The 14889-nt window shown below is 44.3% G+C and carries 8 protein-coding genes; all 8 read right to left on the bottom strand.

Annotated elements, in window-relative coordinates:
- Positions 1 to 8 precede the first annotated feature (8 nt).
- Positions 9 to 1355 (bottom strand): glycoside hydrolase family 28 protein, encoded by a 1347-nt coding sequence (locus tag D0T50_RS04800; protein ID WP_163222373.1) that lies wholly within the window; start codon positions 1353 to 1355, stop codon positions 9 to 11.
- Between the two features lie 11 nt (positions 1356 to 1366).
- Positions 1367 to 3805, bottom strand: a complete 2439-nt coding sequence (locus D0T50_RS04795) for an alpha-L-rhamnosidase (RefSeq protein WP_163222372.1) — start codon at positions 3803 to 3805, stop codon at positions 1367 to 1369.
- Positions 3802 to 7122 carry a glycosyl hydrolase family 65 protein gene (locus D0T50_RS04790; protein ID WP_163222503.1) on the bottom strand — a complete coding sequence of 1107 codons (3321 nt, stop codon included), beginning with the start codon at positions 7120 to 7122 and terminating at the stop codon, positions 3802 to 3804. The genes D0T50_RS04795 and D0T50_RS04790 overlap by 4 nt, the downstream gene beginning before the upstream one ends.
- A 14-nt stretch (positions 7123 to 7136) precedes the next feature.
- Positions 7137 to 8060 (bottom strand): glycoside hydrolase family 43 protein, encoded by a 924-nt coding sequence (locus D0T50_RS04785; RefSeq protein WP_163222371.1) that lies wholly within the window; start codon positions 8058 to 8060, stop codon positions 7137 to 7139.
- A gap of 60 nt (positions 8061 to 8120) precedes the next feature.
- On the bottom strand, positions 8121 to 8780 hold the full coding sequence (locus D0T50_RS04780; protein WP_163222502.1) for a DUF3826 domain-containing protein: 660 nt from the start codon (positions 8778 to 8780) through the stop codon (positions 8121 to 8123).
- An 11-nt stretch (positions 8781 to 8791) separates the two neighbouring features.
- Positions 8792 to 9463, bottom strand: coding sequence for a DUF3826 domain-containing protein (locus D0T50_RS04775; RefSeq protein WP_163222370.1), 672 nt, complete (start codon positions 9461 to 9463; stop codon positions 8792 to 8794).
- A 13-nt stretch (positions 9464 to 9476) separates the two neighbouring features.
- Positions 9477 to 11123 (bottom strand): polysaccharide lyase, encoded by a 1647-nt coding sequence (locus D0T50_RS04770; protein WP_239058213.1) that lies wholly within the window; start codon positions 11121 to 11123, stop codon positions 9477 to 9479.
- An 840-nt stretch (positions 11124 to 11963) separates the two neighbouring features.
- Positions 11964 to 14813 (bottom strand): thrombospondin type 3 repeat-containing protein, encoded by a 2850-nt coding sequence (locus D0T50_RS04765; RefSeq protein WP_163222368.1) that lies wholly within the window; start codon positions 14811 to 14813, stop codon positions 11964 to 11966.
- Positions 14814 to 14889: the final 76 nt, after the last annotated feature.

Raw genomic sequence — 14889 nt, 5'->3', positions numbered from 1 at the left:
TTAAGTGTTTATTTGTTGGCAGGAAGTGTTACTTCCTTTTCATTTACAATGACATCAGTCAACTTTACGCGTTCGATGTTTTCGAAATGCGGTTTTTCCTTTGCAGTCATATTAATATCACGCAAGGTAATGTCGGTTATGGGTGACTCTTCCAATCCACGGATATATATCGGTACGTTTACGTCCATACCCGTAAGCCCCGATATGTGGATATTACGGAAGATAGGTGTACGTTCCGTTACTTCTTCCTGTGGCATATTGCTATACTTGAGGTCGAGGATTACAGCTTCTTTCTTGATGTTACTCATCACAATATTGCTTACACGAATGCCTTCGACTACTCCACCGCGACCACGCGTTGCTTTGAGGCGGATACCACGATCGGTACCATCAAACACACAATTAGAGATGGTTACTTTGCGAACACTTCCACTTACTTCGCTACCAATAACCACACCACCGTGTCCTGAAAGCATGGTACAGTTGGTAATTGTAATATTCTCGCAAGGAACTCCATAGCGGCGACCTTGTCCATCGCGGCCCGACTTGATCGTGATACAGTCATCGCCTACCGAAATATGACAATCGCTGATGTGTACGTTACGGCACGAGCTGGGGTTAATTCCATCGGTGTTGGGTGATGGTGCGTTATGAATGGTAATGCCTTTTACGGTTACATTATCGCAGAACTCCGGATTTACCGTCCAGAAGGGAGAGTTGAGTATCTTTACCCCTTCAACACGTACGTTGGTACAACGGATAGGTTGGATGAACGGAGGACGGAAGAAGCGTCTGTTCAGGGTATTTACATAGTCGGCATTGGTTTCTTCAAAGAGTGCTTTGATGTCATTAGAAGCAACCCACAATGGTTGGTACTTGTTTACATCGCGTACACCGTTCTTTTTAAGATCTATTTCTACTTTATAGGTTTCTTGCCACCAGGCGTTACCTTGCCCATCGAGTGTACCCTCGCCTTTTATAGTAATATTCTCGCAGTCGGTAGCATAGATAAGCGGATGAAAGCTATTCATTACCACACCCTCGTAGCGCATTTCTACATAGGGTAAGTAGTGGTCGAAGTTATCCGAGAAAAGGATTGTCGCACCTGCGTCTACGTGCAAAGTGATGTTACTCTTCAGGCGGATAGGGCCAGTGAGGTATTTACCTGCGGGGAAGAAAAGCGTACCTCCACCATTGGCTTCCATGCTTTCGATTGTTTTATTTATCAATTCGGTATTTAGTGTTTTGCCATCGGGGTTAGCCCCGGCTTGAAGCATGTTAACATGCTGGGCACTTGCTACAATTGTAACTAAGAGAGAAAAAAGAACCGGTAGTAAGATTTTAATCCTAATCATTTCAATATGCTTTATTTATTAAGTTTGCTTTTCAATTTAACAGACCCTCCGGCTACCTCTATAGGTTTATCACACTGTGGAAGCCATATCTGGGCAGGGCAGTCTTGGGGGAGCTCTACCGTTATTGCAAATTCATCGTCTGTTCTATGCCACTCTACAGCAATACGTCCTTGCGGAATACGGGTAGACGCTCGTACAAAGGTAAGATTTCCTACCAATTCCGGACGAATAATCATTTTTTTATAACCATATGTACCTGCTTCTTGCTGGATACCTGCCAGCGAACGGAAGAACCACTCGTCAATCTGCCCCATCATAAAATGATTCCACGAAGAGCCCTGACGAGGATCCCACTGCTCGGTAAGAGTCGTGGCACCAAACTTTAACTGAAAACCGTAGCCCGGTGCCTCATAATGATTGTGCATAGCGTACATCAGCTCGTTCAAGCCATTATCCGCCAAAACACGGAAAAGGTAGCGGTTGCCCACATCACCTGTTGTCAAGCGGTTGCCATGCGCACGGATATCATCTATAAGATTCTGCAATACCTTTGAGCGATATTGCTCGTCTACCATGTCTAGGAATAACGGAAGCGAATTGCTCGTTTGACTACCTGTGCCATACTGACAAGTTTCCGTCTGAAAGAATGTAGCATTAAATGCATTGCGAACATCTGTTTTCAGGCGGGTATAATAAGCCTTATCGTATTCGTTTCCTACAATTTCGGCTGCCTGTATCATGTAGCAAATATCCATGTAATAGTGAGCTGTAGCAACTAACGGTACTGGTGTATTGCGCGAGAAGCCAGCTCTGAAGTCGCCATAATCATACCAATCGCCTAATCCGTGCGAAACAATATGGTTCGTAGCCCGCGAGGTAAGATAATCGGTATAAGCGCGCATCTGCCGATAATATTTGGTTATCAATGAATTGTCACCGTATGTTTCATAATACATAAACGGAGCAATAATCATAGAAGAACCCCATTCGGGTGATTCGGCAAAGTTTTCCATACCAACTCCGGTAAAAATAACATACTGTGGTGCTGTGCTGGGTATCATACCATTGGCATAGTGGCTTTGCGCATCTGCTATATCTTGCATTACCTTAGGAATGTAGGTGCGCAGATCGTAGTTAAAGAACAAACCGGGACCATTGAGATGTACTTGTTCCAACCAACCCAGTTTCTCGCGATGGGGACAATCAGTAAACACCGCTTGCATATTGCTTCGCACTGCCTTATGAATGAGTTTATGTGCTTGATTGAACAAGTCATTTGAACACTCAAAGGTAGATATATCCTCAGCAGAATTATAAACGAAGCAAGACTTCACATCTATAACAGGTAGTTTCTTCGGATTCTTCATTCCCTTCAGTACCGCGCCCTCTACTTGAATGTAGCGAAAGCCATAGTATGAAAAAGAAGGATGCCATGTTTCGGTAGCACCACCTTTCAGGGTGTATTCGTAGTAATGCTGGCGACCGGTCTGTAGTTGGTTTGCCGCACCTTCCTTAGTCAATGACTCGGCAGGAAGCAGAGTTACTTTCTGTCCGCGTTTACCTCGTACGACTATTTCGGGAAATCCGGCTAGGTTCTGCCCCATGTCAAGAACAAAAGCCGAAGGATCAACCGTGCGCTTAGTAAAGATTGTGGTAGAATCGACCTCGCTTTGGGTTAGTTTCTTTACGCTACGAATACCATAGCGTTCCATAATCTTCACAGGAGGTGCTTGTTGTGCGGTGAGTTTTCCTTTCGGAGCTTCTTGCACCACTACTTCGCGCCAGTTATTATCATTGAAGTTGGGAGAGTCCCAACCGCTTTGTTCAAGGCGTGCATCATAGTTCTCGCCTCCATACAAACAGTTAAAGGTAAGAGGACTAAGGTCGTATTTCCACTCTCTGCCCGAAACAATATGCTCCATTGTACCATCAGCATAACGAATGGTTAAATCAAAATAGAGCGTTGGCGGACCAAAGCTAATCAACAGTTTACGATATCTACCACCTTGCACATTGTAGAATCCATTACCAAGCAATACACCAATGGCATTGCCGCCGTTTTGCAATAATGCGGTAACATCGTAGGTGTTGTAGTACACAGTTTTGTCGTAATCGCTCCATAAGGGGGCAAACTCGCTGTCGCCCACGCGCTTCCCGTTCAGTGTGAGTTTATAATGTCCCAATCCACTGATGTTTACCGTGGCAGATACTATCTGTTTGTTCAGGTTAAATTCTTTTCGCAGATAGATACTCTTCTTTGCAAGTGTATCGACCGCTCCCCAAGCAGCCTTCACCGCTGGTTCTCTCAAAACATTTCCCTGATAGATTCTTCCTTCGGGTAGGTGCGAATCGGAACGGGTTATAGCACCTATCCATACCGGTTCTATTGCCCAAATCGTTTGAAGAGTAAAGACAAAAATCAGTGCTATGGAGAGGATACTTCTTTTCATTTTAGTACATCTTTACAAATTACACGTGACAGTGTAGGCGAAGCTCCTACTTCCTTTCCATCCACATAGATGCGCAATCCTTTACCACGCTTATACTTCATGCCATCTTTATCCCACAAGATGGTGAGGTTATGACCATGATACAATACGTTGTCCAGGCAGAACCAATCCCATTTTCCTTCGGGAACAAGCGGATTTACCTCTACGCTATTATCCATACGGGGGCGTAAACCTATCAATCCGGTTATCATCAGATCATTGAAAGTAGAATGATTGTAGTAACGCGAACGTTCCTGATCGCCTTTGAGCCAATAACCTGTTACTTCGTCCAGATATTCGCCTATATACGGACGACCACGGTGATAACTCGACTCCACATAAAGTTCCAGTTCGCGGAAGTAAATAGAGTCGGTTATGGTGTTTTGCTTATAGTTGTTCATAAAGTTCGCCATAGCTGTAAGCGTTTGAGCAGTAGCAAAAGGCCAGATGGCACCGTCCCACTCGCACTGTCCTACTCCATGTGTGCGGAACTCCGGATGGCGACGCTCGGCAGTAGTGTGCCCATAGGGAGCGGCAAAACCTTTCGGGTCTGTAATCTGCTTCCAGGCAGCATCATATTTATTCTCCGCAGGCAGGTTGAAGTACCAAGGAATGTATCCAATAGCTTCGCGGGCATTAGCAAAAGAGTCGGGACGCAGCGTTTCGAAGAATTCACGCGGTGCATTCCATAGTTTCTCTTCTACGAGTTGCTTTAATGTATCTGCTTTCAGAGCATACTTCATGGATAAGCCCTCATCGTCTGACAGGAAGCCAATGGTAGAGAGTGCCTTCGCGTTAGCATACATATAACTATTAATAGTAGGACGAGCGTAGTTTTTGCGTCTTCCTCCACTAATAGATTCTTCCATGCCATCGCGCACATCATCTTGTCCATACAGTCCATTAGGTAGTCTTTTTTCTTTCTCCCAACGTTCATACTCGTCTATCAGATCGCTCTTCATATCAAGTAGGAAGTCTATATCACCATTTACTTTGTAGCGGTTAAGCAGTGCATCTATATTCCATGAGCTGAAGCGCATCATGCGTTCCATATGCTTACCTTCGTTGCCACGATACCATGTATGTACAATCTGGTTCAAGTAGTCTTGGTTTCTCAACCAACGACCCTCGTAAATATGATGCCCGATTGCACATGATATCAAATTGTATTTGTCGGCATACGAACGATCAACCAAAAACTCCGTCATGCCATAGCCCACCGGTGTTTCTTTAATATGTTTGCGCAACGACCACCAACGAAAGTAATACATCTCCTCAAAATTTTGTTGCGGACAAGCAAATAATGGTATATTCTTTTCCATCCAAGCAGAAGATTCCGCATTGGGAATTGCCTGAGCAATGTTTTCATCTTCCATTTCGTTAAAATACTCGGCATAATGCGCAAAGTCTTTGTAGTCGAGCACAGCTACTGTGGCTCCCTTATCTGCCGACTGCGTACGGAAGCTGCTGATGTGGAACCATGCCTCTTTGTCCTGACCACCTGCATTTTCCAAATCATAATCGGGGTCGGTAGGTGTTTCGGGTGTGGGGAAGTCGCGCACATCTCCCGTACGGAACAGTACACGCTCAATACTCGCCACCGGTGCATAGAGCATACGCAACCCGGCGCGTTTACCGTCAACGAAGAGCTCCGCATTGCGATTGGCTACAGATAGAACTGCCTTTACTTTGTATTTTTTATTTGCTTCGTACGTCATAGCATTCCCAAAACGATAGCCACCTTTTACGCGAAGCGTCTTTTCCGGGTCGAATTCAATACGTGAGCAGGAAATTCCATTCTCATCCAAAAACTCTATTTGTAACGTAGCGCCGCTGTTTTGTCCTGCCGTTACTTCAAATTCTACGGTGAGCTCCTTGCTGGCTGGTATTTTACGTTCTATCTTCGCATAGTCAAAAGAATCTTTATCGCGTAGCATTAATCCCTTACTGCCGTTTACAGTTTCCAACGAAACCGGCGCCCATAGAGGTGAATAGATATTCCACTGGGTCATATCTGCCAACGAGTTATAACTCTGGAAATCATCATCGGCATGGGCAGTTGCGGTCAATGCTACCGGAACGGGTACATGAGTTACCCACATATCTTCTTTGTTTACGCTGTACGTAAGCCACAAGTCACCATCGGGAGGCGTTCCATTACCCGGAAGAATACCGCGTACATACTGCGGCCCATAAGATTTATAGTTGCCTCCATAGCGCATAGAGGTTATTTCGCCATGTATAAGGTTCAATGTTTTGTACTCTATACCGTCGCTACTCAACGAAATGCCCAGCGGCCAGCGAAATTCAGATGGGTTATAAACCGTGGCGTATGTGCCATCGCTCAATTGTTGTCCCCAGATCTTAGCATTGCTGTTTACAAAACCTTTTGCGCGAAGTACAGGTTCGGCCCATGTTTTGCCGCCATCTTCACTGATAGAGGTAAGGGCATGTTTCCAGAAAGAAGCGATACGCCCATCGGGCAAGGTATAGTAACAAAAGGCTTTAAAGTCTTTATGTAACGGGATTAAGGCATCGTTTCTATCTGCCTCTTCTACCCACTGCATCATATAAAGCGGGTTGTTCAATATTTCTTCGCACGCCTGTACAAGGGCTTTATCTTTACTTTTCTTATAATAAGGATAGATAGCATCCTTGGGGTTCATTGTGTGGTTAAAGTAGATAAAGTGAATGTCGCCATACGAACCATCACTCTTTATTTCACGGATAACCCGACCAATACCATTACCGTCGTTGGGTGAGTCTTTTTTATTGAATGCAACACCGTAAGCAGCAAGGGTATAAAGTTTGCCAGCCTTCGACACATAGAAACCTACACGTTGGTGCATAATAGCGATCAAGTCTTTAGCTTTGTCATCTCTGCCGGGTTTCATAAAGCCTTCGGGCACTTGATAAGGCGGGAATATAACATCCGGATTAGTCCATGTATAACCGTCTTTTGAGGTCTGCAACAAGGTTTGTGAAGGCGGGACATGCTCATCTGCCAAGTCCGAAAGATATTGCATATAAAACGTACCGTTCCAATAAGCAAGCATGGGCTGATGATTGTAAGTCCAGCCTCCACCATTGGAGGCATCGGGGTGCTGACGATTGGCACGCATCGTTTGAATGTTGTGTACACCAACTACGGGCGACAACTGCCCATCGTGATAACGCGGGTTCGACAACTCCGTACCCGAATAAAAGACTCTGTCCTGAGCGCAGGCCACACCTACACTCAGGACGATAGCGGTTACTAACGCCGCCAATCTATTCATATTCATGATATTTATTATTTCAATAATCCCTCTATGTGCGAAGCAGGTGCTTTGACAATCGTTCCGTGTTTGTGCAACTTAGGTACAGAAATCTCCTCGCCTGCATCTGTAAAGTTTATGAAATCTTTAGTCCGTGCCGCACCAAATTTAAATTCGCGGTAGGCATCGTAATAAATGTAGTATTCATCACCCACTTTAGCTACTGCCGGACCTTCGGTATACATACCGGTGAATGGTTCAGAGACTTCGCCCCACGGACCTATTGGCGACTTGCCAAAAGCTACTTTGATGTTGCGACTATTGCGTGTATTATCTTTGAATACAAGCACGTAATCTTCTGCCGCACGTTTCACTATAACAGCATCTATAGAGCTAAATCCCGGATCATAAAAGAGCTTTGTTTCCGAAACGGTTTCAAAATCTTTCGTTGTGATGTAGTACAAGCGATGATTGTTTTTATTTTCTTCGATACCACATTCAAATCTATCGGGAATGCAAGATGCCCACACCACGATAAGTTCATCTTTCACATCGTCGTAAAAGATCTCCGGTGCCCATGTGTTTACCGTAGTTGGCTCGTACTGCATTACAGGAATGAATTTCTCTTCCGACCAGTTGCGCAAGTCCTTGCTGCTGGCATAGCCAAAGCCTTGATCGCCTTTCCAACTGGAAGTCCACACCAAGTGATAAGTACCATCTGGTGTACGTGTAATGGAGGGGTCGCGCATAACCTTCTGCAAGCCCACTTGTGGAGTTAGCCAAATACCGGGAATACTATCCCAATGAATACCGTCTTCGCTATACAAATACCGCAAACCTTCGGTTGCCGGTTCGTGAAACGACGTAAAGACATAATACTCTTTTTCTGCCACCGGTTTACACGACACTATGACGAATAACATCAATAGTACAACCGAGAAGTTCATTCTTGTTTTCATATAACTTACTGTAATTATTTGTATATTAAAGAAGACGCTATTGTGTTTGTGCTGTACTCACTATTCTTTTTTCTTCGCTTCTTCAATCCGTTTATACCACTCCTCCCTTTCCTTCGTAAGGTTGTATCCGCGCTTAGCAAGGTAGTTATTGATACGTCCTTTATATTTTCCAAACACAGCATGTTTCTTATTCGCGCTTTCGGCATCTATGGCAAGTTCACGCGCTTCGACCAGCCATGCATAGATTTGCATCTTCTCTTCGGCTGTCAACGAAGGAATCATTTCGCATGTTGCTTTGTAGGTTACGCCCAACACACCGTATGTCATTCCATCTTTTACACCGCTCACCTGCTCGGCATTCAGATGAATAGCCAAGCTATTGGTAAAGGCAAAGTGTGAACGATACAAAGCTGCGTCTTTTTCGTCCTCAGCAGCTTTCTTGGCTGCTTCTTTGGCTTCGCCTTCCAGTGTTTCGTTAGCCAACTTCACTTTCGCGTCGCGTACTTCGTATATGTCATTCAACTCGAAGTAACGATTGCAAAGAATAACACGGGCAAGAGTTGCCTCCTTAGAATCGTCTATACCCAATTGGTCTATTATTTTTTGCGAACGTTTTACTATTACATCCACATAGGCGGGGTCGCGCCCTTCGCTATTCAAATCCTGCGCAAACGAGCCGGTTGACACAAGCAAAAAGGCTACTAATACTATTTGTTTTATCTTCATCTTTTTCAGTTTATTTCTCTTAATTGGCGTGCTTTCTGCTCCGCCGAAGCGTTTCCTATCTCATAGCCACAAGCCGATAAATAGTTATTTATCCGACCGCGGTACTTGGTAAACATCTGCTGCATCTTGCGTCGGGCAATAAAATCCATTGAAAATTCTCTCGCTTCGACCAACCAAGCATGTACTCTTTGCTTTTCGGCATTGGTCAGTTGAGGAAGCATCTCCATGAAAGCGGCATAACGAAGCAACAACATATTTTCAGTCATCTCGTTCTTTACAGTTTCTATCTGTTCTTCATTCAAGTAGAAAGAAAGCCAGGCTATGTAACCAAACCGCGAACGGTATAAGAACGAGTTGTATTCATAATACGAACGTTCCAGTTCCTCCTTTTCCGCTTGCTCGGCTAACCCTAATGCTTTAATTCGTTCATTTCGCGCGTCATACTCGGCATGAATCATAAAGAGTTCGAGGTAGCGATTGGCTATCACATGGAGCACATTGGTTTGTTGAACCTTGTCGGCAAGCACAAGCTTATCTACTATTTTCTGAGAGCGCACGAGGGCAGACCTGATAGAATCCTGCGAATGATTGCCGCGTTTAAGCTCTACTTCGACATTTGTCGCAGAAATCGACAAAGCGGAAAGCAACAGAAGGGTTAATAGGATTATTAATCTCATTCTGGGCACTCGATTACATCAATTTTCCTTTTTTCGCCAACGTATCATAGTTATTCTTCAGATTGGTCCAATCTGTTTTCTTCTTGGTGCTGATACCGTTAATGTATTTTTCGATGTTGGTATAGCCATCGCCTGTACAGTCTTGGTTGGCATCGCTCGGATCGTTAGGATTTAGCTTGTTGGCTATTTCCCATGCGTCGGGCATACCATCACCGTCTGTATCTATATAAGGAGTTCCGGTATACTCGGGGTAACCACCTACCTGACGAATATCGGTAATAATACCTTGTTTATAGGAGTCGTTTGGCAAACGACGGTGTTGGAATTGATAGAATGAATTCGGGTCTAAGCCTTCCACATAGTATGGCTTACCGGTTTTCACTTCTTCTATTACACGTTCGTCTACAATGTCTCTTCTGGGGATGTTAGCACCAACGTTTTCTAGTACATAGTCGTAAGCTTTTTTAGCTTCCATCACGGTTACATGTGGCATAGGGAATGGCTCATTCCATCTCATATTAGCAGTATATTGTCCTGTATTCGGGAGGCTTTCTACTTGTACACCACCTGCCCAGTTATCTTTGGTTACTACATCGTTGCCTTCCATGATATTACCGTTGCAGTATACTCTACCGAATTCTTTGTAAGAGAGTTTGCTACGTCCCGACTCTGGTTTCACAAAACGATGACCTACCGGAGAGTTCTTCGGTGTAAGTGGTCCGGGTTTGTAATAGTTGTTTATAACATTGAAGAGCGCGGAATAGTCGCCACCATCCATTGAACGATGTACCCAGTTGTACAAAACATTATTAACGAAGTTGAACACACCGTTCCAACCTATTGATGGGTTGCGTCCCGCATTGCTTGCCCACAGATTGCGTACAAATGCACAGTTTTCGCCACCCAGTGTACTACCGAAAGCATGGTTATATGTATCGAGTGCTTGCGATGAAATTGTATTTTGAATGGTTACATTCACCGTAGGGAGCTTCAGTTCCTTGCTACCATCGCCCGGATTGAACATGTGGCGATAGAATGAAATGTTTTCGTCCAAGCCCCAGCTTGTAGAGCAGTGGTCAATCATGATATTACCCACCGGATTGCCACCAAAAGCATCGTCGCGACGACCTACATTTGTTTCGCCTCTACGAAAACGCATGTGACGCACCACTACATCGTGTGTATTTACCCAAAATGATTCACCAGCTATACAAATACCATCACCCGGAGCCGTTTGTCCGGCTATTGTAATATAAGGAGCACGAACCGTAATGGGAGTTTCCAAACGGATAATACCCGCTACATTAAACACCACAATACGCGCGCCTCCCGTTTCGCATGCTTCGCGGAAAGAGCCGGGTCCATGATCGTTAAGGTTGGTTACGGTTATTACTTTACCACCGCGACCACCAATACTATACATACCTCCCCCTTCTGCACCGGGGAAAGCAGGAATCTTAGCTTGTGGTAAATCCGTTGGACGAGCAGCCCAAGGAATATAAGGACGACCTTCTTTAGCTTGTTGTTGTATAATGGGGAGAGCTTTTTCCCATGCCGCGTCCGACTTGGCACGTGCTTCCGCCATTTTCTTATTAGTTGCTTCTTGTACCTCTTTCGGCACCTTAGGATACTGCGCTTTTAGCGTAGCTAAGGGAGCCATGCCCACTATGAGCAATGTTCCTATCAATAATTTATTTCTCATAAACAAGTATTTTGGAATATCAAATTTACTCCCAAAAAGACGACATCTCGTCATTTTTGTAATCAACCTAGAAGTTTTTTAACCCAAATAAAGGTATTGAAACAATTCCGCATAAGCTGAGAGAAAGAAGTTGAAGCAACATTTATTACCACGAGCATATTCCTAACGCCAAGCGAAAAATACCATTATGATACCAACAACCATCAGAAACACTAACAACAAGCTCATTTCACTATCTTTATGCTTTTCCATCTACAGAAACCAACCAATATTAAATCACCACAACACGCCCTACAAGCCTCCTGGAGGGGGGGGTGCTTTTCAATCAAAAAGCAAGTGATTATTACCTCATGAATTAATCTATATTTGAGCTTCAGGTAAGCAGAATTGCGCACCCCTCTCAGAACGTCTGTAACAGTGGTACATTTTGATTTCAATCAAATGCTTATGGCTCTAGGGTCAAATGCTTATGGTATTTCACTCGGATGCTTATGGCTGAGTAAGCAAATGCTTATGGTTCTTGAAGGAAAATGAAGTTCATTTGGGGTAAAATCAAAGTGCTTTTTTCCAAAAACTCAGTCCAATATGAATCAAAACAAAGTGTTTTTTTCGCATTTTTAGGTGTAAGTGCAACCATTACAGAAATTATCGCAGTATTGAGGGCTTTAGCAAAATGATAGTTTAAGCAAACAGGAAGAAGAGGCGGGTGTTAGCTTTTTTGGAAGAGAAAAAGAAAGGCTGTATCAACAAATCTGTGCTATGCAGGTTCTTGATACAGCCTTTCGGTAAGAATAGGATTTACTTCTTAATTACTTTTGTAGCATTGATAACATGGCCTGTTTTGCTGTCTACTACCTGTAAAATATACATTTGGGCAGGGATAGAAGACAAAGAGTTTAACTCCAAATTGTTGCTTCCAGCTTGAACTTCAAAGTTCTTACTTACCACAGCGCGACCGCCCAAATCATTCAACTTAACAGAAACGGTTTTATCTTTTTCCGAGCGAAGCACCAGCTTGATGTTAGAGTCGAATATGGTAGGATACACTTCTACATCCGGTTTCTTTGCGGCTACTTCTTCAATACCTGTTCCGGTTGCGTTTACATTAACACCAAAACGACGTGTCATTGTAGCTCCTTCCTCATCTGTAACCTTTACATCGAAGCTATAAATAGATTCTTGAGTTGCAGTGGTGGTAATTGTAGCCTGAGAACCTGTAAAAGATACATTTAATCCATCTACTGCCACGGTTGAATAAACAGGATTTGCCGTGTAACCTACGAAGTACGGAGCAAAATCGATGGTAAGTGGCTCATTATACTTCGTGTAAAAATAAGGATTAGCCATCCACTCCAGGTATTTCTCCAAGTTGGTAATTCCTTCTTTGTTGGGGTCGGCATTAGCGTCAGAGAAATCTCCTTCGGGCGAATTGGGATTTGTGCCAATAAGCGCTTCCCACCAGTTGGGCAAACCATCTTTATCCGTATCAAACCAATCGGGGCGCACTTCGTTGCCATAGTCTTCGTAGCCACCCGCATCATCTTCGTGGTCGATAAGTCCCTTGTCATTCGAAGCACTTCCCGTTGCCGAATATGTACCGTTTTTGGTTTCGTTAATCACACGTACATCGTGGTCATCGAGCACCGGCATTGTACAACCCACATCCGAGAGAACCGACTTGTAAGCTTCATAAGCAGTTTCTATCTTGGCATAAGAAGGGAAGAAAGGTTCCGGACTCCATAGCGTCCAATCAAGTTTTTGACTATTCTTTAAGGTATATCGGCGTCCACCCTCATCATTTGTTCCATCATGCCTGAATGTACCATCAGCCTTTTGTTGCACATTGCCCTTGTAGTAATAGCTTTGCGAACCACTTCCGGTACCTTCCAAATCGGCAGATAACATATGGCTTGTTGTTCTGGTAGCCGGACCTTCTTTATAATAGTTATTAACAAAGTTCACTTCGTGAGCACCACCGTCTGTTGTACGTCCGCCCCAATTGTAAACCACCATGTTGAAAATATCCAATCTGCCTGAATAGTAGCCGGCACCATCGAGTCCGCCTGCCATACTCCAGTTACGTCCGTCGTTGTGCGCCAGCAAGTTGTGATGCAAAGAAGCCACATCACCTCCAACGCTACCCGCGTATCCGTGACGTGTACCCGCTCCGTAATTCTTATGTCCCGCAATGTTCAATGCCTCTGAAATAAGCGAGCGTTGAAGCGTTATATTAAGCGCACCTCTCGAGCTGAATACCTCGTCTATTGCCCAACTGATAGAAACATGGTCCATAATAGAGTGATTACCTCCGGTCATTCCCATACCATCGGCAGTATCTCCCGCTCCCAAGCGAGAACGTATAAAACGAACGATAGACTCTTTACCTACTCCTATTGGAGCCGAGCGAAAACAGATTCCTTTACCGGGTGCAGTTTGCCCCGCAACGGTTACAAACGGATCCATCACGAGCCTGCTCTCCAACTTAATAATACCCGAAACAGCGAAAACAATCGTGCGGGGACCTTTCCCATCGGTTGCAGCAGCTCTGAAGCTACCTTCACCGGAGTCATTCAGATTGGTAACATATACTACGCGACCACCACGACCTCCTGTAGCAAAACGGCCGTAACCTTCGGCACCGGCAAAAGCCAATTGGCGAGGACGGAATTTCCACACCACACCTTTGTTTGTGAACTCATTGGCATCTACCTCGTCCACACGCCAGAAATAGTTATTCATGCTATACAAATCATTTACCGTATATTCCTTCACTGTCCTTGCAAAGGTTCCTTTGTAGACATCGGTACTGGCAGGTGTAGCATTAGCAACAGCGATAGAGTCTGTTCCGAAATACAACACATGAGACCGAGCGCTATTGTCAATAGCTTCTTCCCACTTCAGAGTTAATGAACCATTGTTGGGCTCTACATGAATATCTCTATCAGCAGGAACTGGATTGCACGATTGCTTAGATCGATCAATCACATTCAGCAAAAAGCCATTGAAATAAACATTATATTCGGCAGTTTTTCCCGCTGCAACCGTAAAGTCTTTTTGGGCTTCAAAGCGAAGTATCATATCTTGTCCTTCTTCGGTTACATTCATAACCGTAAGCAAACAAGTTGCCTCCGGCACCGTCTTTACCTGCCAGGAACATCTTACCTGGTTATGCACCAATGTTCCGTTTAAGAACACATTGAGCGGTGCATAATCCGTAGTCGAAGTCGCGTTGCCCGACCACACATTGTGATAAGTTTGAATGGTATGTTGTCCTACCGAGAGCCCAGATATCTTCAGCTCCATAACAGCACTTTCCCCAGGAAATGCCAGTAGCGCATCATTCTCAACGTAAACACCGTCATTAACAAGCCGCATAAAATAAGGCGATTGAACTAGGGATTTAGACCAACTTGAACGGAGATTAGTCAGTTTCTCGTCAGTTCCGGGAGCTATTCCGGTTAGTGTAAAAGTAACACCGGCTTCCTCCATGGAAGCTGTATGTATAGTACCTATAGTCCAAGGTGTATAGCCCGGTTCATTAACTTCATTATCGTTGCGACCGGACATATTCAGGTCCACCTTAACTACTTGCGCATACAAGCTAAAGCCTAGTATGCAGCATAACAAAAACAGTGCTTTTCTTTTCATTTTAATAATAAATTAAGTATTGTCGTATTCTTATTTGGAAACCTCGCCAAATCTAATAAATAATGACGATTGTTGG

Origin of the sequence: Bacteroides sp. 214 (genome assembly GCF_010501015.1) — a bacterium.
GTDB lineage: Bacteria > Bacteroidota > Bacteroidia > Bacteroidales > Bacteroidaceae > Bacteroides.
This window is presented reverse-complemented; position numbering and strand designations above follow the sequence as displayed.

Coding starts and splice junctions, on each gene's coding strand:
- D0T50_RS04800 (WP_163222373.1), bottom strand. CDS start 1,355: ATGATTAGGATTAAAATCTTACTACCGGTTCTTTTTTCTCTCTTAGTT.
- D0T50_RS04795 (WP_163222372.1), bottom strand. CDS start 3,805: ATGAAAAGAAGTATCCTCTCCATAGCACTGATTTTTGTCTTTACTCTT.
- D0T50_RS04790 (WP_163222503.1), bottom strand. CDS start 7,122: ATGAATAGATTGGCGGCGTTAGTAACCGCTATCGTCCTGAGTGTAGGT.
- D0T50_RS04785 (WP_163222371.1), bottom strand. CDS start 8,060: ATGAAAACAAGAATGAACTTCTCGGTTGTACTATTGATGTTATTCGTC.
- D0T50_RS04775 (WP_163222370.1), bottom strand. CDS start 9,463: ATGAGATTAATAATCCTATTAACCCTTCTGTTGCTTTCCGCTTTGTCG.
- D0T50_RS04770 (WP_239058213.1), bottom strand. CDS start 11,123: ATGGCTCCCTTAGCTACGCTAAAAGCGCAGTATCCTAAGGTGCCGAAA.
- D0T50_RS04765 (WP_163222368.1), bottom strand. CDS start 14,813: ATGAAAAGAAAAGCACTGTTTTTGTTATGCTGCATACTAGGCTTTAGC.